24 protein-coding genes are annotated in these 26,674 nt (G+C 66.2%); 11 read left to right on the forward strand and 13 right to left on the reverse strand.

The genetic code is table 11. From position 1 onward, the window contains the following. Positions 1 to 52: 52 nt before the first annotated feature. A complete protein-coding gene (locus tag QMG72_RS09530; protein ID WP_226773392.1) occupies positions 53 to 2,395 on the forward strand; it encodes a hydantoinase B/oxoprolinase family protein in 2,343 nt (780 codons plus the stop codon). A gap of 123 nt (positions 2,396 to 2,518) precedes the next feature. Continuing rightward, entirely contained in the window at positions 2,519 to 3,340 is an 822-nt protein-coding gene (locus QMG72_RS09535) for a hypothetical protein (RefSeq protein WP_226773391.1), read from the forward strand. 11 nt (positions 3,341 to 3,351) lie between these two features. Here the strand turns inward: QMG72_RS09535 and QMG72_RS09540 are convergent, their stop codons facing one another. From QMG72_RS09540 to QMG72_RS09555, 4 genes are all read right to left on the reverse strand, one after another. Beyond that, the gene (locus QMG72_RS09540; protein WP_283480346.1) at positions 3,352 to 6,069 is read right to left on the reverse strand and encodes a helix-turn-helix transcriptional regulator; all 2,718 of its coding nucleotides are present in this window, start codon (positions 6,067 to 6,069) and stop codon (positions 3,352 to 3,354) included. 294 nt (positions 6,070 to 6,363) lie between these two features. Beyond that, on the reverse strand, positions 6,364 to 7,548 hold the full coding sequence (locus QMG72_RS09545) for an acetyl-CoA acetyltransferase (protein WP_226773389.1): 1,185 nt from the start codon (positions 7,546 to 7,548) through the stop codon (positions 6,364 to 6,366). Then, positions 7,545 to 8,231 (reverse strand): CoA transferase subunit B, encoded by a 687-nt coding sequence (locus QMG72_RS09550; RefSeq protein WP_283480347.1) that lies wholly within the window; start codon positions 8,229 to 8,231, stop codon positions 7,545 to 7,547. Before QMG72_RS09550 ends, QMG72_RS09545 begins: the two co-directional genes overlap by 4 nt. Before the next feature lie 32 nt (positions 8,232 to 8,263). Beyond that, positions 8,264 to 9,004 (reverse strand): CoA transferase subunit A, encoded by a 741-nt coding sequence (locus QMG72_RS09555; RefSeq protein WP_282359555.1) that lies wholly within the window; start codon positions 9,002 to 9,004, stop codon positions 8,264 to 8,266. 201 nt (positions 9,005 to 9,205) lie between these two features. Here QMG72_RS09555 and QMG72_RS09560 point away from each other — a divergent pair, with 201 nt between their 5' ends. Further along, positions 9,206 to 9,982, forward strand: a complete 777-nt coding sequence (locus QMG72_RS09560) for an IclR family transcriptional regulator (RefSeq protein WP_226773386.1) — start codon at positions 9,206 to 9,208, stop codon at positions 9,980 to 9,982. 33 nt (positions 9,983 to 10,015) lie between these two features. Here the strand turns inward: QMG72_RS09560 and nadE are convergent, their stop codons facing one another. Continuing rightward, positions 10,016 to 10,837 carry an NAD(+) synthase gene (nadE, locus tag QMG72_RS09565; protein ID WP_226773385.1) on the reverse strand — a complete coding sequence of 274 codons (822 nt, stop codon included), beginning with the start codon at positions 10,835 to 10,837 and terminating at the stop codon, positions 10,016 to 10,018. A 139-nt stretch (positions 10,838 to 10,976) separates the two neighbouring features. Between nadE and QMG72_RS09570 the strand changes: the two genes are divergently transcribed. Next, positions 10,977 to 12,206, forward strand: coding sequence for an FAD-dependent oxidoreductase (locus QMG72_RS09570; RefSeq protein WP_283480348.1), 1,230 nt, complete (start codon positions 10,977 to 10,979; stop codon positions 12,204 to 12,206). Between the two features lie 49 nt (positions 12,207 to 12,255). Here the strand turns inward: QMG72_RS09570 and QMG72_RS09575 are convergent, their stop codons facing one another. The 5 genes from QMG72_RS09575 to acsA are packed head-to-tail and all read right to left on the reverse strand — an operon-like array spanning position 12,256 to position 17,773. Then, positions 12,256 to 12,498 carry an acyl carrier protein gene (locus QMG72_RS09575; protein WP_226773383.1) on the reverse strand — a complete coding sequence of 81 codons (243 nt, stop codon included), beginning with the start codon at positions 12,496 to 12,498 and terminating at the stop codon, positions 12,256 to 12,258. A gap of 41 nt (positions 12,499 to 12,539) precedes the next feature. Beyond that, positions 12,540 to 13,910, reverse strand: a complete 1,371-nt coding sequence (locus QMG72_RS09580) for a dihydrolipoamide acetyltransferase family protein (RefSeq protein WP_226773578.1) — start codon at positions 13,908 to 13,910, stop codon at positions 12,540 to 12,542. Further along, on the reverse strand, positions 13,903 to 14,883 hold the full coding sequence (locus QMG72_RS09585; RefSeq protein ID WP_226773577.1) for an alpha-ketoacid dehydrogenase subunit beta: 981 nt from the start codon (positions 14,881 to 14,883) through the stop codon (positions 13,903 to 13,905). The genes QMG72_RS09580 and QMG72_RS09585 overlap by 8 nt, the downstream gene beginning before the upstream one ends. Then, positions 14,880 to 15,914 (reverse strand): pyruvate dehydrogenase (acetyl-transferring) E1 component subunit alpha, encoded by a 1,035-nt coding sequence (gene pdhA, locus QMG72_RS09590; RefSeq protein ID WP_226773576.1) that lies wholly within the window; start codon positions 15,912 to 15,914, stop codon positions 14,880 to 14,882. The genes QMG72_RS09585 and pdhA overlap by 4 nt, the downstream gene beginning before the upstream one ends. Continuing rightward, the gene (gene acsA / locus QMG72_RS09595; protein WP_226773575.1) at positions 15,911 to 17,773 is read right to left on the reverse strand and encodes an acetate--CoA ligase; all 1,863 of its coding nucleotides are present in this window, start codon (positions 17,771 to 17,773) and stop codon (positions 15,911 to 15,913) included. The genes pdhA and acsA overlap by 4 nt, the downstream gene beginning before the upstream one ends. Positions 17,774 to 17,909: 136 nt before the next feature. Here acsA and pyrE point away from each other — a divergent pair, with 136 nt between their 5' ends. From pyrE to QMG72_RS09615, 4 genes are all read left to right on the forward strand, one after another. Next, positions 17,910 to 18,494 carry an orotate phosphoribosyltransferase gene (pyrE, locus tag QMG72_RS09600; RefSeq protein WP_226773574.1) on the forward strand — a complete coding sequence of 195 codons (585 nt, stop codon included), beginning with the start codon at positions 17,910 to 17,912 and terminating at the stop codon, positions 18,492 to 18,494. 93 nt (positions 18,495 to 18,587) lie between these two features. Beyond that, entirely contained in the window at positions 18,588 to 19,361 is a 774-nt protein-coding gene (locus QMG72_RS09605; RefSeq protein WP_283480349.1) for a GAF and ANTAR domain-containing protein, read from the forward strand. A gap of 96 nt (positions 19,362 to 19,457) precedes the next feature. Continuing rightward, entirely contained in the window at positions 19,458 to 20,036 is a 579-nt protein-coding gene (locus QMG72_RS09610; RefSeq protein WP_226773572.1) for a hypothetical protein, read from the forward strand. A 126-nt stretch (positions 20,037 to 20,162) separates the two neighbouring features. Next, on the forward strand, positions 20,163 to 21,146 hold the full coding sequence (locus QMG72_RS09615) for a thioesterase domain-containing protein (protein WP_226773580.1): 984 nt from the start codon (positions 20,163 to 20,165) through the stop codon (positions 21,144 to 21,146). 6 nt (positions 21,147 to 21,152) lie between these two features. Here the strand turns inward: QMG72_RS09615 and QMG72_RS09620 are convergent, their stop codons facing one another. After that, positions 21,153 to 22,007: an HAD-IIA family hydrolase gene (locus QMG72_RS09620; RefSeq protein WP_226773571.1), complete on the reverse strand. Its 855-nt coding sequence runs from the start codon at positions 22,005 to 22,007 to the stop codon at positions 21,153 to 21,155. 67 nt (positions 22,008 to 22,074) lie between these two features. Between QMG72_RS09620 and QMG72_RS09625 the strand changes: the two genes are divergently transcribed. The 3 genes from QMG72_RS09625 (at position 22,075) to QMG72_RS09635 (ending at position 24,440) form a co-directional block, all read left to right on the forward strand. Beyond that, on the forward strand, positions 22,075 to 22,752 hold the full coding sequence (locus QMG72_RS09625) for a TrmH family RNA methyltransferase (RefSeq protein ID WP_396021218.1): 678 nt from the start codon (positions 22,075 to 22,077) through the stop codon (positions 22,750 to 22,752). A 237-nt stretch (positions 22,753 to 22,989) separates the two neighbouring features. Then, entirely contained in the window at positions 22,990 to 24,009 is a 1,020-nt protein-coding gene (gene fbaA, locus QMG72_RS09630) for a class II fructose-bisphosphate aldolase (RefSeq protein WP_226773570.1), read from the forward strand. Between the two features lie 2 nt (positions 24,010 to 24,011). Then, positions 24,012 to 24,440 (forward strand): DUF3151 domain-containing protein, encoded by a 429-nt coding sequence (locus tag QMG72_RS09635; protein ID WP_226773569.1) that lies wholly within the window; start codon positions 24,012 to 24,014, stop codon positions 24,438 to 24,440. Positions 24,441 to 24,526: 86 nt separating this feature from the next. On the opposite strand, the gene QMG72_RS09640 is transcribed toward QMG72_RS09635, so the two are convergent. Further along, positions 24,527 to 25,159, reverse strand: coding sequence for a uracil-DNA glycosylase family protein (locus QMG72_RS09640; protein ID WP_226773568.1), 633 nt, complete (start codon positions 25,157 to 25,159; stop codon positions 24,527 to 24,529). Between the two features lie 173 nt (positions 25,160 to 25,332). Continuing rightward, a complete protein-coding gene (locus tag QMG72_RS09645) occupies positions 25,333 to 26,541 on the reverse strand; it encodes a cobalamin-independent methionine synthase II family protein (protein ID WP_226773567.1) in 1,209 nt (402 codons plus the stop codon). Positions 26,542 to 26,674 lie beyond the last annotated feature (133 nt).

The following is a 26,674-nucleotide window of genomic DNA, read 5'->3' on the forward strand; positions in this document are numbered from 1 at the left end:
ACGGATCCCATCCAGACCTTCCAGCTCATCCCATTGAAGGAGCTCGACAGCAATGACGCTTACAGCAAATGAACGCAGCACTGCCGGCAAAGCCGGAGATACAGCCGACGACGCTTCCCAGCCGCTGACTGCCCAGGAGCAGCAGTGGGTGGCCCAATTTATGGACGAAACAACCCTGTTCCTCGGCCCGGACCCGGCCATCATGCGAAGCCACCAGATCACGTCCCGCTCCGCTTACGAGGAGGAGTGCATCTCCAAGGGCGTGGACCCGATCAAAGTGGACCGCATCCGCAAGCGCCTCGCCGGCGCCCTGGATGAGGGCTACGAAATGTGCGAGGCCATGGGTGCCGCTCCCGGTGCCAAATGGGGGGACCTGACGACGGCGATTTACACCGCCGAAGGGGACGTCACCTACCTGTCCTGCCACGGTGTGATCGCGTTCTCGGCGATCCTGCATCACCCGATCCGCTACATCATGAAGTACTGGAAGGACGAGCCGACGGTGGGGATCAACCCCGGCGATGGATTCATCCACAACGATGCCCGGTACGGAAACGTCCACAATACAGACCAGTCCATGATCATGCCGATCTTCCGCGAGGGAAAGATCATCGCCTGGGTCGCAGCGACCATTCACGAAGGCGAAAACGGGGCCTGCGAGCCCGGCGGAATGCCCTCGGGCTCCGAGACCCCGTTCGACGACGGACTCCGGATGTCCCCGTTCAAGATCGTTGAAAAGGGCGATCTGCGCCGGGACCTGCTGACGTTCCTGCAGCACTCGGTTCGCGATCCCAAGCTGCAACTGGCTGACCTCAAGGTCAAGATCGGTGCCGTCCAGCGCATCCAGGAACGCGTCGACAGCATCATCGACGAAGTGGGAGTGGAGACCTTCGTCGCTGCCCTGCGCGTCACCGTTGAAGACGTGGAGCAGGAAGTCAAGCGCCGCATCAGTGAACTGCCGGACGGGACCGTGTCCTTCAACCAGTTCATGGACTCCACCCTCAAGGAGAACATCCTGATCAAGTTCGCCTGCAAGGTGACGGTCAAGGGAGACAAAATGACCGTGGATCTAAGGGGGACGGGTCCCGAAATCCTCAACCGGGCCATCAACTCCCCGCTGTGCTCGGTCAAGTCGATGATGATGCAGGCGATCTTGGCGTTCTGGTGGCCTGACCTGCCCCGCTGTACCTCGGCGATGTCACCCATCGACATCATCTCGGATGAACACACGTGGGCCGACGCTGGTTACGACGCTCCGATGGGGCAGTCGCTGCAGGCGTCGTTCCGGGGATTCTCTGCCCTGCAGACTGCCTTTGCCAAGATGCAGTTCTCCAATCCGGAGAAGTTCTCCAACGTCCTCGCTCCGTGGTTCAACCAGATCAACACCTTCCTGTGGGGAGGCCTGACCCAGCACGGCGACCAGGTGGGCAACCTGTGTGCCGACCTCAACGGCATGGGCGGCGGTGCCAAGGCCTTCCGCGACGGTGAGGACGCCGTCTCACCGTTGTTCTGCGCCATGGCTGACACCGCTGAACAGGAAGTCATGGAGGAGGAAGTTCCTTTTATGCAGCTGGTCAGCAAGCGGATCGTCCGCGACAACCAGGGCTTCGGCAAGAACAGCGGCGGCATGGGCTACGAGATGATCGTTGCCGCCGAGGGAACGCCGATGTGGGGCTTCATGACCGTCACCTCGGGATCCAAGTTCTCGTCCGTGACGGGAATGTTCGGCGGCTACGGCTGCAGCACGACGCCGCTGGCCATGGTCAAGGGCATCAACATCTACGACGTGATCCGCAAGGACTCCAGCAAGTTCGATTTGTCCATGGAACGGATCATGAACGAGCAGCCCTACGAGGGCGGCAAGTACACCACTTCCCATATGGGCCTGCAGTTCGACGTCGCCAAGGATGGCGAGATGTACATGATTGCCCAGGGCTCCGGCGGAGGGTATGGCGACGTTCTGGAACGTGATCCGGAGGCGGTGGCCAAGGATCTGGAACTCGGCCGCATTTCACCGAAGGTCGCCACCAGCATCTACGGCGTCGTCTGGGACCCTGAGACTTTCGTGGTGGACCAAGAGGCAACCACCCAGTTGCGCCACGACTCACGGCAGGCCCGGATCGCCCGTGGCAAGCCGTACAAGGAATTCCTCGAAGGATACGTGAAGGCCGAGCCCCCGAAGGACCTGCTCTACTACGGGTCCTGGGGCGACGACACGGAGGAACTCACAGCCACCCACTTCACCAACAACGGACCGGAGCGGGTCAAGGCGACCATCGACAAGCTGCCGCTGATCATGCTTCCAGACCGCAGGGAAGTCAAGATCAGCGCCCTGGAGGACCGAATCCGTGAGCTCGAACTGAAGCACGGGGAAGTTGTCCACCGTAAGTCCTAGCCCGCTACGGCACGTCCCGGCCCGGGACGCAGCAACTCACGAACCCTTCAGCGCCGCATCCTCCCCATCCAGGACGGTGCGGCGCTGAAAGCCTTTATTCGCCAATGTATGGAGAAAGACGTCATGACCACTTCCACTGCCACCACCCTCGCCAACGTTGTTGCCTGCCCTCCGTCGGGGCGGCCGAAAGCCGTGGTCTTTGACCACCACGAGTACGCAGCCTCCGTCATTCTTCGTGGCCGGCCTGTCCCTTGGGACAACGCCACTGCCTACGCGGCATTCTTTGCCCAGGCACAGGGGCTGCTCCGGCCGGACGTCGCGCTCCTGGACCTGAACCGGCTGTACGGTCATTTGACCACCGGCAACACCGGGCTCGAGTCCGGCATGGCGGCCAGATCCCGGACAGGTTTCGCGCTGCGGACGTTGCTGGACGACGACGACCTCAACCGCGCGGTGCTGGACTTCGTTACTGTGTTCACCAAGACAGCCCGCCAGCCTGTGGTGCTGCGCATCCCGTCGCCGATGGCCTGGCTCACCGGAACGCACCACTTCTCGGGCGCGGACGGCACCACCGACCTCGACGCCGACAACGCCGAGAATGCCTCCATGTATGTCAGTGACTGGCTCCGGGCGTTCGCGGCGCTGCCCGTCGCGGGACTTCTGCTGGATAACCGAACGGCTGCAGGCGCGTCCCGCGGCGTGCACGTTCCGCTGGAGGCCTACACTCCGATTGCCAATCTGGCCAGCAACTACCGGTGGACGCTGGGGCAGCTCGACGACGACCAGGCGCGACTGCACGGGGACACCGCGGTTGGCGCCTATATTCCTGCCGGGTTCTGGCTGGAGACGGGCGTGGAACTCCCGGCCGGGGACTTCTACCTGGGCGACATCCCCAGCGCGGCTTCTCCGGAGGGCGTGCTGGCCAGGCTGGAAACCCTGGGGTAGTAGCCCCCTGGTTACTTGGGCAGCAGGTGCCGCCGTCGGGCCTCTGTGACGCAGGCCCTTCGGTCACTGACGCCCAGAGCGTTGAACAGGCTCTTGAGATACCACTTGACGGTGTTGATGCCCAGATGCAGCTCCTGGGCGATTTCGCGGTTGGACCGTTCCTTCTCGACGAGGCGCAGGATCATCTGTTCGCGTTGTGACAAGCCCGGTTCCGGAACAGTGGTGCCCGTGCCGGGGGGAGGGACCGGCTCCGCTGACCACCCTGCATCCCGGTTGGTCCTGGCCTGCGCTTCCAACCGGATGAGGATGCTGAGGAAACGCGGCAGTTCGGGGCTGCCCAGCTCCGGGGCGGGCTCGCGTCGCAGCCTGGCCGAAGTGGCCCGCACCAGTTCCAGGCAGCTTGGGCCGCCATCGAGGACGGGCCGGACGAGGCCCAGCCGGGAACACGTCTCCAGGGCAGGCCATAGCGTCGATTCCGCTTCCTTACGGTTCCCCGCCTGTTCAAGCGCGGCCGCCAGTAGGATACGGGCATTAAGTTCTGCCCGCGGCCCCAAGTAGGCGGCGGCCCGCGCCAGCAGGCGGCGGGCGCCGGTCACCGTGTCCGATTTGCCCGGGGGTTCCTGGCTCCCGTGACCGGCGTCAGCCATGGCGGATCGCAACTGCGTGGCCAGCTGGATCTGGGCCTTGGCCTCGGCCAGCCCTTCCAGCCGTGGTCCGGTGATGTCCGCCGGTTCCCGGACAGCTGCCGCGCCCGGTAGGGCACGGTCTGGTTCGGCGTCGATCGCCCGGGGGCCGATTCCCAACTGCACGCGTTCCAGATTCATGACCAGCCTAAGCCGGTCAAGGCCGAGGCTGTCGGCCACCAGATCGCCTTCGTCGAGTATTTCCCGGGCCCGTGGGGTGTCCCCCCGGAGTGCCTTTATTCTTGCCAGCGTGGCGTATGTGGACACCATAAAGTCCACCACCCCGCCTTCGGAACCCAGCTCGCGGGTTTCTTCCAGCAACTTCTCCGCTTTGTCGAGTTCGCCGCGTTCATAAAGGAGCTGGCCCATCATCGCTCCCGCCAGCCGCGCTGCATGTGAGTATCGTCCAGCCTTGCGCCGGCCGAGCTCCACGGCCGCGGTGAAGTGCTGGTCCACGCGGTCCAGATCAAGCAGGGCGTAGGCGGCAAGACCGGAAAAACAGTGTCCATACACTCCGCTGAAGGGGCCCGAGGTGAGGCCGTGGAACTTCGCGGCCCAGCGCTGTTGCTCCAGGGCGAGACGGTAATCGCCGTCGTGGATCTTCTTGAACGTTGACACGTTCGCTGCCACCGAGACGATCCAGGGCCGGAGCAGGTTGGCCTGGGCGAAGCACTTCCCGTCCAGTTCATCCACGTGGTTTACTCTGTCGCCGTACATGTCGATGCAGCTCTGAACAACGAGCCCTTCGACGCCCAGCTCAAAACGGTCGTGTTCGGTCAGGGTCGCATCGGCGGGCATCACGCTTTCGGCCAGGTTCAAGGCCCTCTGCGCCGCCCCGGATTGGTTCAGCAGTGTATGGGCCCAGGCTATTGCCGTCTGGAGCCGGGCCTGGCCGGCCGCATGGTCGGCCGGGATCTTGCTGACGAGTGCCAGCAGGGTCGACATGCTCGAGTGCTCCACCAGCCACATCGCGCGGAGTTCGACGATTTCCACGGCGAGCTCAACGTCCCCGGCGGCGAGGGCATGGTCCACAGCGTCGCTGGGGAATCCGTTTTCCGAATACCAGCGGGCAGCGACCAGGTTCAGTTCCCCGGTCCGGCCCGGGTAGTCGCGCTCCAGGCGGCGGCGCAGGTAGTCCTCAAACAGGTGGTGATAGCGGTACCACGTGCCGTCGTCGTCGAGCGGCTGCAGGAAAAGATCCTGCGCCTGGATCTTCTCCAGCATGGCCTGGCCCAGTTCCACCCCTGAGAGCGCGGACGCCAGCCCCGCGCAGAGGCGTTCCGGAACCGAGGTCATCAGGAGGAAATCCAGTGTTTCGGGGTCCAAGGTGTCGAGGACGTTTTCGGCGAGATACTCACCAATGGACGCGTGCCTGCCGGAGAGCCGTTCAATCAGGTCTGAGGCCCCGCGGTGGTCCCTGAGGGACAGGGAAACCAGTTGCAGCGCGGCGATCCAGCCCTCAGTCGTCCGGTGGAGGCTAGCCAGGTCTCCCGCATCCAGATCGAGCCGGTTGATCCCGACCAGGAAGTCCTGGGACTCGTTTTCATCAAACCTCAAGGCGACGGCGTCCACCTCGATCAGCTGGTCCCGCACCATCAGCCGCCCCAGTGGCAGGCCCGAGCGGTTGCGGCTGGTGATGATGAAGGACAGATGCGAGCCGCCGGCTTCGAGCAGCCGTTCCACTACCGCCCTGGTCCTGGGCTCCGTGACCAGGTGCCAGTCATCCAGGGTTATGACGATGTCCTGGCCGCCCTCATCGATGGCGTTGATGAGCGCGGGAACCACATAGTGCTCGGCGTCGTCGGGCCGTTCCTCCAGTAATTGCTGCAGTTCCTCGTCAAGTCCGGGACGGGCTTTGCGGATTGCCTGAAGCAGATGTGACAGGAACCAGATGGTGTTGTTGTCATCGCGGTCCAGGGACAGCCAGACGGTGACGAGGTCCTGGGCCGCGAGGAATTCCATCCATTGGGCGGCAAGGGTTGACTTGCCAAATCCGGCCGGGGCATGGATCAACGCGAGCCGCCGTTTCCGGTCCGAGTGGAGCATCTCAGTCAGTCTCGTGCGGTGGACCCACTGGCCAACCGGCTCGGGCGCGCGAAACTTGCTTGACGCACTGGGTGGTCCTGTCGGCATCCGCCACCTCCTTGTGGTCCGGCGGTCGCCGGGAATGCATTTGGCCCTCTGAGATTCTATGGGAACGGCGGCGCCTAAGACAGGTGTGACCCTTGGCAACTCCTCCGTGCGGGTCCCAGGCTCCCGAGCGCCGGCAGCTCTGCCAACGTGGGTCAGATACGGCCCATTCCGACGCCCGGCATCGGCTGTATCTGACCCGCGTTGGCGTCAGAGCGCTTCAAGCACGCTGACGTAGTTGGCGATGCCGACGCCGCCCATGTTCTGCACGGCGGCGCGGCGGGCGATGGGCAGCTGCATGCCGCCGGCGGTGCCGGTGAGCTGCATCGCGGCGATGACGTGCTGCGAGACGCCGGTGGCGCCCACAGGGTGGCCCTTGGCCTTGAGTCCGCCGGAGACGTTGACTGGCAGCTTGCCGTCCTTGAAGACCCAGCCTTCCTCAATAGCGCGCGAGCCCTGGCCCGGTTCGGTCAGTCCCATGGCCTCGTACATCAGCAGCTCGGCGATGGTGAAGCAGTCATGCACCTCAGCGAAGTCCAGATCCTCCAGCCCCACGCCGGCCATCCCCAGCGCGCGCTGCCAGGAGACCCGCGTCGCGGCGAAGGCGGTGGGATCGCGGCGCTCGGCCGGGAAGAAATCGTTGGCCTGGCCGAACCCGGCGAGCCGGACCGGTGCAGTGGCCCCGCCGGTGGGGGCGACGCTCAGCACGACGGCGGCGGCGCCGTCGGACACAGGCGAGCAGTCGGTGCGGCGCAGCGGGTCGGCGACCATCGGGTTCTTGTCCGAAACGGTCCGGCAGAACTCCTCGCCGAGGTCCTTGCGGAGCTGGGCGTAGGGGTTGTCGACGCCATTGCGGTGGTTCTTCGCGGCGATGGTGCCCAGCACGTCCGAGATCGGTCCGTAGCGCTTCCCGTAATGCTTGGCGACCTCGGCAAACAGCCCGGTGAAGCCGGTGCTGGAGGCTTTACCGGCCATGTCGTAGTCCGCGCCGAGCAGCGCCGCCCCGACGACATCGGCCCCGGCGTGGGTCATCTTCTCGGCGCCGATCACCAGGACGGTTTTCGCGGTGCCGGCCAGCAGCGATTTGGTGCCCTGCTGGAACGCTGCCGACCCGGAGGCACAGGCGTTCTCGACCCGGGTGGACGGGACGTTGGCCAGCTGCTCCGAGACCTGCAGCGCCAGCGAGGACGGGAAGGCCAGCGGCATCATGCCGGAGTTGAACTGTCCGAGGTAGATCTCGTCGATCTGGCCCGGCTCGATCCCGGCGTTGGCGATCGCCTCCGTGGCGACCTGCACGATCAGGGACTCGAGGGTCTCGTCCGTGAGCTTGCCGAAGCGGCTGTGTCCCCAGCCGGTCAGCAGGACATCCTTGCCGAACTGTTCGCGCAGGCTCATGCTGTGGCTCCTTCAAGGGTGGGGGTTGTGTCGACGGAGGGCGCGACGTCGAAATCGGCTTCCGTCTTTTCGCGGATTTCCTCGACAGTCACGCCCGGGGCGAGGCGGGTGAGCGTGAGCTTCCGTCCGCCGTCGACCTTTTTAAGGTCAAACACGGCGAGGTCGCTGATGATGCGGTCAACGCAGCTCAGGCCGGTCAGCGGCAGGGTACATTCCCTGACAATCTTGGCGGTGCCGTCCTTGGCGTTGTGCTCGGTGAGGACCACAACGCGCGGGGTGCCGGCAACGAGGTCCATGGCGCCGCCCATGCCCTTGACCATTTTGCCGGGGATGGTCCAGTTGGCGAGGTCGCCGCCGCCGGAAACCTGCATGGCGCCGAGGATCGCGACCTTGACGTGCCCGCCGCGGATCATGCCGAAAGATGCTGCGGAGTCGAAGATGCTGCCGCCCGGGAGGACCGTGACGGTCTGCTTGCCGGCGTTGATGAGGTCCGCGTCCTCCTCGCCCTCGAAGGGGAACGGTCCCATGCCAAGCAGGCCGTTCTCGCTCTGCAGGACAACGCGGACGCCCTCACGCAGGTTGTTGGCGACCAGCGTGGGGATGCCGATGCCAAGGTTGACGTAGTCGCCGTCGTTGAGTTCTTCGGCCGCGATGGCAGCCATTTCATTCCGGGTCCAAGCCATGATGATTCTCCTGAAGAAAGTAAGGGCGGCGCTCAGGCCGGAACGGGTGCGGTTTCTGTGGCGTCGGCCGCTTCCGCCCGGGGACGGACCGTGCGCTGTTCGATGTCCTTGACCCGGGCGTTGGCCCGGACGAGGCGCTGGACAAAAACGCCGGGCGTCACGATGTGGTTGGGGTCGAGCGCGCCGGGTTCAACGATTACCTCGGCCTCCGCGACGGTCACGACACCCGCCGTCGCGACCACCGGGTTGAAGTTCTGGGCGGTGTAGCGGTAGATCAGGTTGCCGTCGGTGTCGGCGGTGTGGGCGTGGACCAGGGCGACGTCGGCCTTGATGGCGCGTTCCTGGACGAACGTTTCGCCGTCGAATTCGGCGAGCGGCTTGCCTTCGGCGACGAGGGTGCCGACCCCGGTCTTGGTGTAGAAGGCCGGGATGCCGGCGCCGCCGGCGCGTAGGCGCTCGGCGAGGGTTCCCTGCGGGGTGAACTCGACCTCCAGCTTGCCGGCGAGGTACTGCTCGGCGAAGAGCTTGTTCTCGCCCACGTAGGAGGCGATGACCTTGCGGACCTGGCCGGCTTCGATCAGGATGCCGAGGCCCTTGCCGTCCACGCCCATGTTGTTCGAGACCACTGTGAGGTCTTTGACACCGGAATCGCGTACCGCCTCGATCAGGTCGGCCGGGATGCCGCTGAGGCCAAAGCCTCCGACGGCGAGCGTCATGCCGTCCCGCAGCACGTCCTGCAGCGCGGCTGCCGCGCCGGATTTCAGCTTTGACATCTGCATCTCCTCATTGAGCTGTTGACGCAATCCACTTTGTGGACTGCTCCTCTGCTGTTGGAGCCTACGGTGCCAAAAAGGGGGCTGTCAATGGATGATTTTGCCCTCCATAGTGCCATTTTTACAGTGTGGACGGTAGGCTAATGACTGTCCACAATATGGATACTTTAAGACGATTGAACACAAAACCCGAGGAAGAAGATGACTTCATTACCGGTCCAGGGCGCACAAGTCGTCAGCCGCGCCGCCTCCCTGCTGCGTATTGTCGGGCGGAAACCGGAAGGATCCCCGCTCGTTGAACTCGTCAGGGAATCCGGGCTCACCCGCCCCACCGTGCACCGGCTGCTCTCCTCGCTGGCCTCCGAGGGCCTGCTGGACCAGGACCCGGTCAGCGGCAACTGGGTGCTGGGTCCGGAGATCCTGCTGATGGGCTCTGTGGCGTCGGCGCGCTTTCCACTCGAGGAGATCGCCCGGCCCAGCCTGCGCCGGCTCGCAGAGGAGACCGGCGAAAGCGCGTTCTTCTCCATCCGGCGCGGCGCCGAGACGGTGTGCCTGCTCCGGGAGGAGGGCAGCTTCCCGGTGCGGTCCTTTGTGCTGCACGAGGGCGTCCGCTTCCCGATCGGGGTCGCCTCCGCCGGGACCGCCATCATGGCATTCCTGCCGGAGGCGGAGCAGGAAGAGCTGCTGGCCGGCTGGACAGCGCACGCCGGCAGCTTTGCGGCCGCCCACACCCGGTCCCTGGTCCGGGAGAACTTGGAAGCGACGCGGCAGGCTGGCTATTCGGTCAACCCCGGGCTCGTGCTGGAAGGCAGCTGGGGGATGGGGGCAGCGGTCTTCGACCAGCGCGGACGGCCCGCCTGGGCGCTGTCGCTGACCGGCATCGAGCAGCGCTTCCGTGCCGAGCGGCAGGAGATGCTGGGCCGCCTCCTGATGGACGAGGCGCACCGGATCTCCACCCTGCTGCAGGGCGCCAAATAGGCCGGTGCCCGGGCGGAGCGGGTCTTGGGGCGGCTATTTCCACCAAGTGTCGAAGATGGTGACCGGGACGGTTCGTTTGTGCCGGGTGCGGAGGTATTTCTGCTCGATCAGCTCGGCTGCTGCCACCGGGATGTCGCGGCCTTCGAGGTAGTCGTCGATCGTGTCGTAGCTCAGGCCCAGCTCGTCCTCGTCGGTGCGGCCGGGCTGACCGTCGAGGAGGTCGGCCGTGGGGACCTTCTCCCAGATCCGCGCCGGGGCGCCGAGCTCGGCAAGGAGCGCCCTGTTCTGGCGCTTGTTCAGCCCGAACAGCGGCAGGATGTCGGCGCCGCCGTCGCCGTACTTCGTGAAGAAGCCGGTCACGGACTCCGCGCCGTGGTCGGTGCCGATCACCAGGTAGTTGTGCTCACCGGCGAGGGCGTATTGCGCGATCATGCGGGTCCGCGCCTTCGTGTTGCCCTTGTGAAAGTCGGAGATCCCGTTGCCCACGGTCTTCTCGAATTCGTCCTCGAAGCCGTCCACGGCGGCCGAGATGTTGAATGTCCACTCGGTTTTGGCCTGGATGAAGTCCAGGGCGGCCTGGGCGTCGTCTTCATCGCGCTGCACTCCGTAAGGCAAGCGGACGGCAACGAAGTTCGCATCCACACCTTCGGTCGCCAACTCCTCGACGGCGAGCTGGGCCAGCCGGCCGGCGAGGGACGAATCCAGTCCGCCGGAAATGCCCAGGACGAATCCCTTGGTGTGGGTCGCCTTCAGGTAGTCCTTGAGGAACGTGACGCGTTTGCGCACCTCCCCGGCCGGATCGATCCGGGGCTGCACGCCCATTTCTTCGATGATTTTCGCCTGGATGTCACGCATGAACCAAAGCCTAGCCAGAGGTGTCAACCGGACTCAACTGTGTCGCCCCGCCCGACCCCGCGGATGAGGCTTTGCAGGGAGCAAATTCCCGCCGCGTTGGCCCCTGCCGCGGCACCCCCGGCAGGAGTAGCGTATGGCCATGGAGACGACCGGGTGCGTGGTGGTCGGCGGGGGTCCGGCAGGCATGATGCTTGGGTTGCTGCTGTCCCGTGCCGGAGTGCGCGTTACGGTACTGGAGAAGCTTGCCGACTTCTTCCGGGACTTCCGCGGCGACACCGTCCATGCGTCCACAATCCGGCTGATCGACGAGCTGGGCCTGGGCGACGAGTTCCGCCGGTTGCCCCAAAGCCGGCTCAGCAGCATCGCTTTCCCGGTGCCCGGAGGTCCGCCGGTGACGGTGGGGAACTTCGATTCGATGCCTGCGCCCTACAACTACATTGCCATGATGCCGCAGTGGGACTTCTTGGACTTCCTGGCCGGCGCCGCCGCCCAGGAACCGTCCTTTGAGCTGCGGATGAGCCATACAGCCACGGCGCTGGTGCGGAACGGGGGCCGGGTCGCCGGTGTGAAGTACACAAACGCCGACGGTGCCGGGGGAGAGCTCCGGGCGGATCTGGTGGTTGCCACCGACGGGCGGCATTCCACGCTGCGCCGCGCGGCCGGGCTCGCGCCGAAAGAATACCCCGTGCCCTTTGATACCTGGTGGTTCCGGTTGCCCCGCTATTCCTCCGAATCGGGTGCCGTGGCGGGAATCGTTCCCGCATTCGGCCGGGGCGAGGCCTTGGTGACTCTAAACCGCAGCGACTACTATCAGCTGGGGTACTTGGCGCCCAAGGGCGCGGATGCCAGGATCCGGGCCGAGGGAGTCGAGGGAATCCGGCACCGGGTTGCCGCCCTGCGCCCAGACCTCGCGGACCGGGTGGGGGCCATCGCCTCGCTGGCGGAACTGCACTGGCTGGACGTGCGTCTTAACCGGCTGCGCCAGTGGCACGTCGACGGACTCCTCTGCATCGGCGACGCCGCGCACGCCATGTCGCCGGCCGGCGGCGTGGGGATAAACCTCGCCATCCAGGACGCCGCCGCAGCCGCAGCGATCCTTGCCCCGGCACTGCTTCGGGGCAAGGTGCCACGCACGGAACTGGCGAAAGTCCAACGACGGCGGCGGCTGCCCACCGTCGTAGTGCAAACCGGCCAACGGGTGATGCACAAGCTCCTGTTCGAGCCGATCATGATCGGGAAACGGTCCGGGGCGCCGGCGGCCCTGCTGTCCGTGGCACGCCATAGCCCGGCCATCAGACACCTGCTGCCCCGGTTTATCGCCTTCGGGCCGCGCCCGGAACACGCGCCGGCGTTCGCCCGGCGCGCCTAAGCCCGGCCCCAGCCGCACCCCTAGCCGGGGCCCGGCGACCGGGCCGGGATCAGCCGTGGGCTGCGAGGTAGCCAATCAGTCCCTTGACCGTGGCCACCTCCGGGTAGTCCCGCTCCGGGATGTCGACGCCGGTGGCCGTGTCGATCGTTTCGACCAGCCGGAGGAAGTCCAGCGAATCGAGTTCGAGGTCCTGCCGCAGCCGGGCGTCTTCGTTCACGCCGGCGAGGTCCACGTCCGGTGCGACCTTGCCGATCGCCGACTGTACCGCCGCCCGGGCGTCGTGTTCGTTCATGGTTCCTCCCGTTTCACATTACCCATCCGGACCCACCCGGTTCACAGGTCTTCCGGCTTCTGCAGCAGCTCGTCGATCCGCGCCAGGTAGCGGCCGCCGCGCAGCCCGTCGCTGACCCGGTGGTCAGCGGAGAGGGTGGCGACGACGGCGGGCCGGACTCCGAGCATCCCGTTCTGCGCCCACGGCTGTTCCAGCACCCGGCCGAAGCCGACCATCGCGACCTGCGGGGGATAGATGACGCCGAAGACGCTCTCCACCCCGAGATCCCCGAGGTTCGTCACGGTGATCGTGGGGTCGGCCATTTCGGCGCGCTGCAGCCGCCCGGCGCGGGCGCGGCTGACGAGGTCCCGGAGCTGCTCCATCAGCACATCTACCGGCAGGGTGTCCGCGTCGTGGATGGCAGGGGCCACGAGGCCGCCCTGGCGCAGGGCCACGGCGACACCCAGGTGCACGGACGCGCTGGGCCGGAACCCGCCGTCGTCGTAGAAGCCGTTCACCTCCGGGACCTCCTTGGCCGCGAGCGCCGCTGCCTTGAGCAGCAGCGCGGAGGGGACCAGCCGGGACGCAACCGGCCGCTGGGCGTTGACAGACTGCATCCAGTCGACGGCGGCCCGCAGGTCCAGTGTGGTGCTGAGGTAGTAGTGCGGGATGGTCTTCTTCGAGCGCGACATCAGTGACCCGATGGCCCGGCGCAGGCTGGCCACGCGCTCGCGGGCCTCCGAGGGTTCTTCGAGGGAAACGGGTGGCCCCGCGGCCGGTGCCTCCGGGGCCGGCTCCGGGAGACCGGCCCCCGGGGCACCTGCCGCCGCGGTGCCTGCCGCCGGGTGGCGGGCCGCGGCGCGCTGCACGTCCGCCACGCTTACGGTACCCTCCGGTCCGGTGCCGCTCACGGCGGAAAGCTCCACGCCGAGTTCGGCGGCCAGCCTCCGGGCCCGGGGCGAGGAGCGCACGCGTCCGGCGGCGGACGGCCTTGCCGCCCCGGCGTGCTCCACATCCGCCCTCGTGACGGCGCCGCCCTTGCCGGTGCCGTGGATCCTGGCGGTGTCCACCCCCAGCCGGTGTGCCAGATGGCGCACGGGAGGGGCGATCGGGGGAACTTCCTTGGCAGTGAGAGCAACGGCGGCGGCCCCATCCCGGGGCGGCGGCGCCTCATGGCGGGGGGCCCCGACCTCAGCCGGGGTCTGCGTGATCCTGGCCAGCGGGGTGCCCACCGGAACTGTTTCGCCGAGGTCCACGAGGAGCTCGGCGACCACTCCCTCCTGGAAGGACTCCACATCCATGACGGTCTTGTCGGTATCTACCACCGCCACAAGGTCCCCGCGGCGCACGTAGTCACCGGGCTTGACCAGCCATTCGACGATCTTGCCGTGCTCCATGTCAGCACCGAGTGACGGCATTAGGAAGTCAGCCACGCGCGCCGACCGCCTCCCGGGCTGCAGCGACAATCCGCTCGACGGACGGCAGTGCCGCCAGTTCCAGCTGCTTGGAATACGGGATCGGCACTTCGGCGCTGCAGACCCGGCCCACCGGGGCATCCAGGTCATAAAACGCCTGCTCGGTGATCCGGGCGCTGATCTCCGCGGAAATGCTTCCGCTGCGCCATCCCTCATCCACCACCACGGCCCGGTGGGTCCGCCGCACAGAGGTGAGGATGGCTTCGTCGTCGAGCGGCCGCAGGGTGCGCAGGTCCAGCACTTCGGCGTCAATGCCTTCATTTGCGAGCTGCCCGGCGGCGTCCAGCACTGCCGGGAGGGTTCCGCCGTAGGTGATGAGGGAAACATCGTTCCCGGGGCGCCGGACCGCGGCGGTGTCGATGTCAACCGGGCCGGCGGCGTCGTCGAGCTCCCCGGTGACGTTGTACAGCGAGCCGTGCTCGAAGATCAGGACCGGGTCGGGGTCCTGGAGAGCGGTCCACAACATGCCACGGGCGTCGGCGAGCGTGGCGGGGGCGAGGATGCGCAGCCCGGGGATGTGGGCGTACCAGCCCTCAAGGCTGTGGGAATGCTGCGCCCCGAGCTGGCGGCCGGCGCCGGTGGTCATCCGGATCACGACCGGGACATTGAACTGGCCACCGGACATGTGCAGCAGGGAAGCGGCGTTGTTCACGATCTGGTCCAGCGCGAGGAGGCTGAAGTTGACGGTCATGATCTCCACGATCGGCCGCATCCCGCCGAGCGCCGCGCCGATCCCTGCCCCGACAAAGCCCGACTCCGACAGCGGGGTGTCGCGGATCCGGTCGGGCCCGAATTCCTCCAGCAGCCCCAGGCTGACCGCGAAGGAGCCGCCGTAGGCTCCCACGTCCTCGCCCATCAGGAAAACCCGCTCGTCCCGGAGCATCGCGTCGCGGATGCCGGCCCGAAGAGCCTCGCGGTAGCTTGATTTCATGGCCCGGTCCGCCCGCCGATACTGGTTTCCGGGCCGGCGCCGCGCTCGCTGTAGACGAACCGGGTGAGGTCCTCGAGCGGTTCGGGGCTGCCGGCTTCGGCGAACTCGACGGCGGCGGCCACCTCCGCGTCGGCGTCCGCCTCCAGCTGCTCCCAGTCCTGCGCGGAGAGCTGGCCCGCGTCCTCCAGCGCGGCGCGCAGCAGGACGATGGGGTCACGTTCGAGCCAGCGGGCGACTTCGGCTTTCTCGCGGTACCGTTCCGGGTCGAACATCGAGTGCGCCCGGAACCGGTAGGTGCGCAGCTCCAGGAAGTGCGGTCCGCCGCCGGAACGGACGGCGTCCACGGCGCGCCGGGCCGTTTCCTCGACGGCCAGGACGTCCATGCCGTCCACGGCCCACGCGGCGATCTCATAGGCGGCGGCCTTGAGGGCGATGTCCGGCTGCGATTCCGAACGCCCCAGCGCCGTCCCCATGGCATAGAGGTTGTTCTCGCAGCAGAACAGCACCGGCAGTTGCCACAGCGCGGCGAGATTGAGGCTTTCGTGGAATTCGCCCTCCGCGACGGCGCCCTCGCCGAAGAAGCACACGGTCACGCGGGAGCGTCCGGCCATCTTGTCCGCGAGAGCCAGCCCGACGGCGAGCGGCAGGCCCCCGGCGACGATTGCGTTGCCGCCGAAGAAGCGGGTGGCGGCGTCGAACAAGTGCATGGACCCGCCGCGGCCGCGGCAGCAGCCCTCCACGAAGCCGTACATCTCCGCCAGGATCGCACCGGCGGAGACCCCGCGGAGGAGGGCGTGGCCGTGCTCCCGGTAGGTGGCGACGACGGCGTCCTCCGGGGCCAGGGTTTCCAGCACACCGGTCGCGACGGCTTCCTCGCCGATGTAGACGTGCAGGAAGCCGCGGATCTTGGCGGCGCTGTAGAGCTCGACGCATTTCTCCTCAAGACGGCGGACCCGGAGCATCTGCAGCAGCAGGTGCCGGCCGTGGGCCGGATCCGGGTGGCTGCCGGGCACGTCCGCGGACCCGGTCATGTCCGGGCCTCCGGTGCTTGGGGCCCGGGTGCGGCAGCGTCCGGCTCCGGCGCCCCGGCCGGGGCCTCGATGGTCGAGGTGTCGCCCTCCGGCAGGCCGAGTTCACGGGCCTTGAGCAGCCGCCGGAGGATCTTGCCGCTGCGGGTCCGCGGCAGGGCCGTGGTGAAGTCCAACAGCCGGGGCGCCACCGCCGGGCCGAGTCTCTTGCGGGCGAAGCCGATGATCGCCAGCTGCAGTTCCTCGGAGGGTTCCCAGCCGGGCCGCAGTTCCACGAACGCCTTGACCACCTCGCCGGCCACCGGATCGGGGACCCCGATCACCCCGGCTTCGGCCACGGCCTCGTGTTCCATCAGCAAGCTCTCCACTTCGAACGGGCCGATCAGGTGACCCGAGGACTTGATGACGTCGTCGCCGCGTCCGACGAACCAGTAGTATCCGTCGGCGTCGCGCCGGGCGAGGTCGCCGGTGAGGTACCAGCCGCCCACGAAGCACCGGCGGTAGCGTTCCTCCTCATGCAGGTAGCCGCGGAACATCGAGGGCCAGCCCGGCCGCAGGGCCAGTTCGCCGACGGCGTCCGGCGCCGTCACGAGGACCGCCTTGCCGTTGCGGACAATGGGCTTGTCCTGGGCGTCCCGGGCCACGATGGCCGCCTCGACGCCGGGCAGCGGCCGGCCCATCGAGCCGGGGCGGATCTCGGTGGCAGCGAAGTTGGAGATCATGATGCCGCCCGTTTCGGTCTGCCACCAGTTGTCATGCACGGGCTGGCCGAACGCCTCCTGGCCCCAGACGACAACCTCCGGATTGAGCGGTTCCCCGACGCTGGCGACGAAGCGCAGCGCGGACAGGTCATGGCCCTTGGTGCGGTCCGCGCCGGCCTTCATCAGCATCCGCAGCGCCGTGGGGGCGGTGTACCAGACCGTGACGCGCTGTTCGGCAAGGATCCGGTACCAGCGGTCCGCGTCCATCTCCTCTTCGTCCACGATCGTTGTCACCCCGTGGGTCAACGGCGCGATCACACCATACGAGGTGCCGGTGACCCAGCCGGGGTCGGCCGTGCACCAGTAGACATCCTCCGGGTGCAAGTCCAGCGCGGAGGTGCCGGTCGCATGGTGGGCGGTGACGGCGTCGTGTACGTGGATGGCGCCCTTCGGGGTTCCGGTGGTGCCGGACGTGAAATGCAGCAGGGCCATGTCCTCGGCCTGCGTCGCGGAGATCCCGCCGTCGGCCGGCGCTGCGGACATCAGCGCGGCGAGGTCCAGCGTTCCCGGCTCCGGGCTGCCGTCGGCGTCGGTCAGCAGGACGTGCCGGAGTTCCGGCAGTGAGTCGCGGAGCTGGGCAATCTTCTTGCGGTACAGGGCCCGGGTGGTGACCAGGGCCCGGCCGGAGCCCAGCTGCAGCCGCTGGCGGACGGGTTCGGGGCCGAACGCGGAGAACAGCGGGCAGAAGACGCTGGCGTTCTTCAGGGTGCCCAGCACCGCGATGTACAGCGCCGGGCCGCGGCCGGTGAGCGAGAAGACGCGCTCACCGCGCCCGATGCCGAGGGCGCGCAGCACCCCGGCAAAGCGGGTGGTCTGCTCTGCAAGTTCGGCGAACGTGAGTGAGTGGCTGCTGCCGTCGGCCCGGACGAACCGCAGCGCCTCGTGCCCGGCGAGTCCCCCGGCTGCGTGCCGGTCCACTGCTTCGTAGGCGATGTTGACGCCGCGGCCCCCTGGCAGTCCGGACAGTTGATGGCGGGCTTCGTCCCAGGAGAACGCGGCACACGCAGCGTTATAGTCCACCAGGTTCGGCCGGACCCGGAGGCCGCCGACGTCTTTGGCAATGGTGGGCCAGCGGGTCGAGGGTTCCGTGCCTGCCGTCATGGTTCCATCGCACTCCTGCCAGGCAAGGGTTCCTAGAGGACAAAGACCCGGCGCGTGCCGGGAGCAACCGGGTGACGGCCCGACATCAACGGGGCGGCTGGGAATCCGGCGCCGGCCAGCCACTAAACTGGGTCCCATGACTGCCAACAGTGCCCCCGCAGCTGACACCGCTGCCGCCCGTGCCCGCCTTCTTGAACTGATCAAGGAGCTGGCCGTCGTCCGCGGCAAGGTCATCCTCTCCAGCGGCGCCGAAGCGGATTACTATATTGACCTGCGCCGGATCACGCTGCACCATGAGGCGTCCAAACTGGTGGGCCAGGTGATGCTCGCGATGCTGGCCGACGCCGGTATCGACTTCGAGTGCGCGGGCGGGCTCACCATGGGTGCCGACCCTGTGGGAACCGCCGTGATGCACGCCGCCGTCGACGCCGGACGTCCGGTGGATGCCTTTGTGGTCCGCAAGGCGCAGAAGTCCTACGGCATGGGCCGCCAGGTGGAAGGTCCCGCCGTCGAGGGCCGCAAGGTGCTCGTCCTGGAGGACACGTCCACCACCGGCGGTTCCGCGCTGACTGCTGTCGAGGGCGTCCGAAGGGCCGGCGGCAACGTGGTCGCCGTCGCGGTGATCGTGGACCGTGACACCGGTGCGAAGGAAAGAATCGAAGCGGCGGCCGGTGTTCCCTACCTCTTCGCCTTCGGCAAGGACGAGCTCGGGCTGAGCTAGGGCGCTGGTTCCTTTAGCCGGCACGCATGGTCCGGAGGGTGGCGGTGACTTATTATGTCGAATATCCATCAAGCGCCTCCGGAGGCCACAGCCATGCTGCTCCCCGAAGAAATCCTCGGCACTGAGCCCCTCAGTACCCTCGACCAGATTCAGAACCTCATCCTGGAAAGCGCGGATTTCGAGGAATTCCTCGATGAACTCGCCCGCTTTTCCGCCCACCAGGTAGCCGGTTCCGGCGACGACGCGCTGTGCGGCATCACACTGTTGCGCGACCGGAAGGCCGCCACGATTGGCTGGAGCAGCGATACCGCCCGTGAAGTGGATGAAATCCAGTACAGCCTCTCGCAGGGCCCGTGCCTGACGGCGGCGAAGGAAGAGCGCGAAGTCTATGTGCCGGACCTTCTGGATGAGGACCGGTGGGGCCCTGACTACGCCAGCGCCGTCGCTGCACATGGCCTGCGTTCCGTTCTCTCCGTGCCGTTCCATCTCCAGGGGGAAGCCCAGGCGGCGCTGAACCTCTACTCTGATGTCCCGCGCAAATTCGACGGCGACGTCGCCGCCAGGGCTCGTGGTTATACCCGGCAAATTTCACAGGCGTTGCGGCTCGCGGTCCGCTTTTCCATGCACGCCGACGGTGCCACGAACCTTCGGGCCACGCTCAAATCCCGCACGGTGATCGACATGGCTATCGGGATTGTGATGGCGCAGAACCGGTGCAGCCAGGAGGCAGCCGTCAGGATCCTCACGGACGCTTCCAGCAACGGCAACGTTAAGCTGCGTGATATCGCAGCGTCCCTGGTGACGTCTGTGGGCGGCGCCGCGTCCCGGACACATTTTGAAGAGCCTGGTGGGAGAGCGGCTGGCTGAACTGGCAGCACACTGTGACTTGTGCGCCCCTCGGGGGGGCCTATATTCTGGGTGAGGTTGAGCCGTCGGCCATAGCAACCCTCTTTTGGAGTACCTATGGATACCTCGCTGAACGCTCAAGCCGCACTGGATATTGCCGCGGATATCTTCCGGATCGATGTCCGGGGAAGCCTCTCCCAGGACTCTCGCCCTGAGCTGATGCAGCTGATTCAGCGCATCCGGCGGATGGGCATCACCTCGCACATCCGGGTGTGCCTCGGCCGGGCGCAGTTTGTGGAATCCGCAGCTTTGGCGGGCCTGCGAAACGATCTTAACGTCATTGACGGTGCAGCCGCACTGGTCGACGCGGCGGGCGCATTGCCAGGCTCGGCAGGAGTCTCGCTCGAGCTGAACCCCCACCCGGACAGCGCCGTCGCCGCGTTGACGTCCATCGATGTTTCGGCGGACCTCACATCGGCCGTTCACGCAACGGGCCCCAGGCCATTAAACGGCTTCTCCAATGATGAACTGTTCGCTGCGAGTGACTCAGTGTTCGGGTTGCTGGACAACCCGGCTAATATGGCCCGTTCGCAACTGCTTGCCACCTATGACGAAATCGGCCTCGAAATCAGCCGGCGCGAAATCTGTCTCGAACCCGGCCGCCCGGACGCCGCCCGCGAACCCGAGCCGGCCTAGGCCGCACTTCCGTCCGGCTGTGGCTGAGCTGTTACCGGGTGCGGTTTCTGATCCGCGTTCTTTGATGGCTACGGTAGAGGGGTGCCGCGTGAGCCGGAAGTTGAGGATGTGGGCGATGCCTCCCGGATGCTTCGCCACGCCGCGGAACTGAAACGGTTCTCCCGGCGGGGTTTCCTGGCCGGGACAAGCGCGGCTTCCGTGCTGGCTGCCGACATGCTGTTTACCCGGCGTGTGCAGGCCGAGCGCCGCGTCCACAAGATCCTCCCGGTGCCGGACGAGACTGCGGAGAAGTACTTCCCGCACACCAGCTGGTTCCTTTTTCCAGGCTACAAAACGAGCTGGGAAGAAGCCCAGTGGATCCTGACGGCGCTTCGCGGGACGCTGACCAAGCGGGGCCAGCTGGCCGCTGTCGGATACTCCAACGTCGGCATTGACATCGACGAGATTGTCATCGCCGTGGTGGAGTACGCGCGGGCCCATCAGCTGACCACCTACTACTTCTACGGCCACAGCTTCGGCGGTATGGTGGCGACCCAAGTCGCCGCCCGGCTCCGTGAACTGCATGGCATTGAAGTGGCCTTCATTCTGTTGGATTCCAGTCCCAGCAGCCGGCACGACGTTCTGGACCAGAGCTGGTTTGAGGGTGTTGTGTTTCTCTACGAGAGCGGCTTCCGCTTCCCCACGGTGCTGCGCGGCGGCTACGAACTCGGCGAGCGGATGCTGCACAAGGACGAGCGCAGCTGGGGACAGATCCTGGACCAGACGCTGGAACAGCTCTCTCCGATTGCCCCGTCCAGCGTGCTGATCCAGACCGAGTCGGCCTACATCTACCACTTTGATCCCACCAGGTTCGCGGGAAAGCTCGGCGGAACGCGGATGGCTTTTGTCGGCAATCCACGCGACCAGACCGTGGACTACGAATCGGCACGGGACTCCTGGTCCTTGATCTTTAAGGAAAACATGGCCTCGGACTCGTTCACGACCGACGGCGCCCGGCCGGCGCACGCCAGCCCCGGCTGGAACCCGTTCGTTTACCGGCCCATCATCGACGAACTTCAGAACGAAATCCTGCCGCTGCCGTCCGGCGGAGGGAAAAAAACCGCCTTCTAGGGCTGCCTAAATCTGGCTCTTCAGGTCGGCAACGGAGTTCAGGATCTGGTTGGGCCGGAACGGGTACGCGGCGATGTCGTCCTTGTGGGTGATGCCGCTGAGCACCAGCACCGTGTGCAGACCCGCTTCCATGCCGGCGATGATGTCGGTGTCCATCCGGTCACCGATCATGGCGGTGGTTTCCGAATGCGCGTCGATCTGGTTCATTGCTGAGCGGAACATCATCGGGTTCGGCTTGCCGACGATGTAGGGCTCCCGCCCGGTCGCCTTGGTAATAAGCGCAGCGATGGCGCCGGTGGCAGGCATCGGACCATCCTTCGAGGGCCCGGTGGCATCAGGGTTGGTGGCGATGAACCTCGCGCCGCCCAAGATCAGCCGGATGGCCATGGTGATGGCCTCAAACGAGTAGGTGCGGGTTTCGCCCAGCACCACGAAGTCCGGGTCCTGGTCGGTGAGGATAAAACCTGCTTCGTGCAGCGCGGTAGTGAGGCCCGCCTCGCCGATCGTGTAAGCGCGGTTGCCGGAATCCGAGCCGCGCACCTGATCCTTGAGGAACTGGGCCGTGGCCAGGGCCGAGGTCCAGATATTCTCCTCGGGGATTTCCAGGCCCGAGCTCTTCAGCCGGGCTGCGAGGTCGCGGGGTGTGAAGATGGAGTTGTTGGTCAGGACCAGGAAGCGTTTGGAGGTGTCCACCCAGCGTTGGATGAGTTCGGCGGCGCCGGGAATGGGCTGGTTTTCGTGGACCAGGACACCGTCCATGTCCGTCAGCCAGCACTCAATCTCCTGGCCGCTGCGGTACACCGATTTTGATGAGTACACGTCGTCCGCGTCATCCCTGTGGTCTGCCTGCTGATCCGCCATGCTGTCCTCCGCCGATAATGTGCCGATGCCAGTCCCAGTCTAATGTTGAGTGGTGACTGAACCCGAGATAACCAGCGAATCCCTTCCCGTTACGGCGGAGGCGGGGGAGGCGGCCGCCGGGGCAGAGGCCAAGGCGGAGGTCGGCGTCGGCCCTTGGGAAGGCGAACTGCCGGACGGCGATCACTGGGACCCGGACCTCCTGACAGACGGGGACCGCCGCAACGTGGTGGACAAGTACCGCTACTGGAGGCACGAGTCGATCGTGTCGGACCTGGACGCCAAGCGGCACAATTTCCACATCGCGATCGAAAACTGGCAGCACGACATGAACATAGGCACCGTCGTGCGGAGCGCCAACGCGTTCCTGGCCAAGGAAGTGCACATCATCGGACGACGCAGATGGAACCGCCGCGGGGCTATGGTCACCGACCGGTACCAGCACATCCGCCACCACCCCACAGTGGCGGACTTCGTGGCGTGGGCACAGGGGGAGGGGCTGGCCATCATCGGCATCGACATCTTCCCGGACTCCGTCCCGCTGGAGACCTACGAACTGCCCAAAAACTGCGTACTGGTGTTTGGCCAGGAGGGCCCGGGGCTGTCCGCCGAGGTCCACCAGGCGGCGGTGGACACCTTGTCGATCGAGCAGTTCGGCTCCACCCGCTCAATCAATGCCGCCTCGGCCGCTGCCATTGCGATGCACGCCTGGATCCGCAGGCACGTGTTCAACCAGCTCCCGGGGTAAGCCGCACGAAGGGGCGGCGCCCGGGACCCCGCGGGTTGGCAGTTCGCGGCAGTCTGTCGCGAAACACCGCAGCGAAGTGCACACCCGGCGAAGCGGAACAGCAACGGCCGCGACTATGACGGACCCGAGTGACCGCAGACACTGCCGCGGCGCAGGAGTGGCTAGGATGGTTCGTAGCCGACGAGGTTTACTCCAGGGTCAACCAGCCCGCAGACGAAATTCACTTTAGGAGTCAGCATGCCCATTGCATCCCCAGAGATCTACTCCGAGATGATCGACCGCGCCAAGTCGGGCGGCTTCGCGTTCCCGGCCGTCAACGTCACCTCCTCCCAGACCCTTAACGCAGCCCTCCGCGGCTTCGCCGAGGCCGAGTCCGACGGGATCGTCCAGGTCTCCACCGGCGGCGCAGCCTACTGGTCCGGCGCGTCCACCAAGGACATGGTCGCCGGTTCGCTTGGATTCGCCGCGTTTGCCCGCGAGGTTGCAAAGAACTACGGCGTTAATATCGCCCTGCACACGGACCACTGCCCCAAAGACAAGCTGGAGGGCTTTGTCCTGCCGCTGCTCGCCGCTTCCGAGGCCGAGGTCAAGGCCGGTCGAAATCCACTCTTCAGCTCGCACATGTGGGACGGCTCCGCCGAGACCCTCCCGGAGAACCTCCGGATTGCCCGCGAACTGCTCGCGCGCACCGCTGCCGCCAAGATGATCCTTGAGGTCGAAATCGGCACCGTCGGCGGCGAGGAAGACGGCGTCGAGAACGCCATCAATGACAAGCTCTACACCACCGTCGAGGACGCGCTGGCCACGATCGAGGCACTCGGCTCCGGGGAGAACGGCCGCTACATCACGGCGCTGACCTTCGGCAACGTGCACGGCGTCTACAAGCCCGGCGGCGTTAAGCTCCGCCCGGAAATCCTCAAGGACATCCAGGAACAGGTCGGCGCCAAGCTCGGCAAAGCGAACCCGTTCGACCTGGTCTTCCACGGCGGCTCCGGTTCCTCCGAGAAGGAGATTGCCGACGCCGTCTCCTACGGTGTGATCAAGATGAACATCGACACCGACACCCAGTACGCATACACCCGGCCTGTAGTGGACCACATGCTGCGCAACTATGACGGTGTGCTGAAGGTCGACGGCGAGGTCGGCAACAAGAAGCTGTACGACCCCCGCGTCTGGGGTGCGTCCGCCGAGGCTGGCCTCGCGGCCCGCGTCGTCGAGGCTGCCCAGCAGCTCGGCTCAACCGGCAGGACGTTCTAAGGATGTCGGAGGAGTTCCGCAGGAATCTGATGGGCCCGGAGCCGACGCTCCTGCCGGCCGAGACTGACATCCACAGGGGGCTGGATGCTGGTCAGGAAGCTCTCGACCTGGTGGAAAAGCACCCGACCTCGTCGCTGCTGTGGGCCGTGCTGGCCGAAGAAGCGTGGGCCGAGGGCCGGACCATCGACTCGTACGCCTACTCCCGTGTTGGCTACCACCGCGGCCTGGATTCGCTGCGCCGCAACGGCTGGCGCGGCGTCGGAGCCATCCCGTGGGAGCACGAACCGAACCGCGGCTTCCTGCGCGCCCTGTACTCGCTGGGCCGGGCCTCGGCGGCCATCGGGGAAGCCGAGGAGCCCGAGCGGATCGAGAAGTTCCTTAACGATTCGGACCCCAGGGCCAAGGCGGCCATCGAAGCCGAGAAGCGCTAATTCGCGCCTAAACCTACCCGCGCTTAAATGACGACGGCGGCCGCCTACCTCATGGTGGGCGCCCGCCGTCGTGCGTTGGCTGGGGGCTAGCTGGTCTTGGCCAGACCGGTGCGGGCCATGGCGTCGGCGTAAACCGTGCCCATCTCGTCGAGGTACTGTTCCTGCCGGGCGGGGGTGCCGGCGAAGGCGCGGCCGCTGAGTGAGCGGACCTTGTAGGTCTTGAGGCCGCGGCGCCAGATCATGGGTACCTCGGTTTTGAGGAGCAGGTTCGCGAGGCGGTTGGCTTCGGTGCCGTGCGCCACGATAACCGAGGCGCGGGGCACCACAGCGAGGAATTTCAGCAACGGCTTCAGGCCCGCGGAAATCTGATCCGGGGTGAACTTGCCGTTCGGCTCGCCCGGGACGTACCAGGGGTGCACGTTCCACGGCATCACGTACTCGGGGCGCAGGCCCAGCTTCCACTGGACACCGAGCAGGCGGGTGGCGGCTTCATCATCACCGGCGGTGATAAAACCAGACTCGTCCTCCGTCCCGATGTTGGAGAAGAGGCTGATGATGCGGCACTCATCGACGTCGTGAATCGGGTCAACGTAGGGGACGTTCGTGCCAGCTTTGGTTGCCTGCAGCGTGTCGCACAGCTCGTTGACGGCCGCGACGCTAGTTTCATAGCGGCGGCTCAGAAGCTGTTCGCGGGAATTTTCAGTGGCCAAGGCTGTCATATATTGCTGAGTCTCCTGCGGGATTGGTAAAGCTGCCGGACCGGACGAGGGCACGCCTAACACCGGGGCACGCCCAATATGGTGCGGTTTGAAAAGGTGGTGTGGACCGATTTCCTAGTCGATCCTTATTAGTCTATCAAGCCCTGCGAAATGGCGGACCTGCCGCCGCCGATCTACCAGAGCCGTGCGCTGGCGCGGCGCGCACCCTCGCCCAGGGCTTCCAGCTTGGCGTAAGCGATTTGCGGGTGCACGCGGCCGCCGAGACCGCAGTCTGTGGAGGCAATCACATTTTCGCGGCCCACCAATTGGGCGAAACGTACGATCCGGTCAGCTACCAGATCCGGGTGCTCGACGACGTTTGTGGCGTGGGAGACGACGCCGGGGATGATGATTTTTCCGTCCGGAAGCCGGGTGTCTTCCCAGATCCGCCATTCATGCTCGTGGCGGACGTTGGCTGCCTCGAAGGAGTAACCGCCTGCCTTAATCTGCAGGACGGAGCCGATAATGTCCGCGAAGGGGACGTCCGTGGTGTGCGGCCCGTGCCACGAGCCCCAGCAGACGTGCAGCCGGATCTTCTCCTGTGGCAGCCCGCGCAGTGCCCAGTTTGTGGCTTCGACCCGGAGCTGGATGAATTTGAGGTAGTCGGCCAGGCTTGGTTCCGGGTTAATCTGGTCCCAGCTTTCGGCCAGCGACGGGTCGTCGAGCTGGACCGTGAGCCCGGCGTCGATGATGGCCTTGTATTCCTCGCGCATGGCGTCGGCGCAGGCATAGAGGAGTTCCTCATCGCTGCTGTAGTACTCGTTGGCGACGCGGGCACAGGATCCGGGGGAGAGGGAAGCCACGAAGCCCTCGGTGAGTCCGGCGGCGGCCAGCCCCGCCCTCAGGTTGGCGGTATCCGAGCCGACGAGGGCCTGCCCGGTATAGCTCAGCGGTCCGGCAATTTTCGGTTGCGTGACACTCTTGCGGTGCGCGAGGATCCCCGCGGACGGATCGTTGTAGGCCTCATTGAACTTCTGCCTGTCGCGCCGGTCCGGGAACGAGGTCAGCACGATGTTTCCGGGGCTTGAGCGGCGCACCGCGGAGTCGGCCCAGCGGTCCACGTCGGTCGGTTCAAGGCCGCCCAGCCGGCTGAAGGAATAGTTCCACCACGCACCGTAGTCCACAGAGCTGGACATCGTGTGTCCGTATTCGCCGTCGTTGGGGATATCGATGCCGAGGTCCTTCTGGCGCTGCACCACATCCACCACGGAGGTTGCCAGCAGGTCCAGGAATTCCGGGCTGATGCCGTCTGCGTCCTTGGCCTCATTCGCGGCGATGAGCTCAGGGGTGCGGGGCAGGGAGCCTGCATGGGTGGCCCGGATGTGGTCGGTGTTCTGGTGCATGGGGCGCTTCCTTTCCATCGGTCCTGGCGGTAGCACCCTGAACCGCCACAAGCTGCGAACGGAGGGGTTGCTGCGGCGTCAATGGTCCAGGTCCCTCGGCCGCTCGGGATGGTCACCTCTCACCTAATTCCAC

This window comes from Pseudarthrobacter sp. PH31-O2 (assembly GCF_030063265.1).
Taxonomy (GTDB): domain Bacteria; phylum Actinomycetota; class Actinomycetes; order Actinomycetales; family Micrococcaceae; genus Arthrobacter.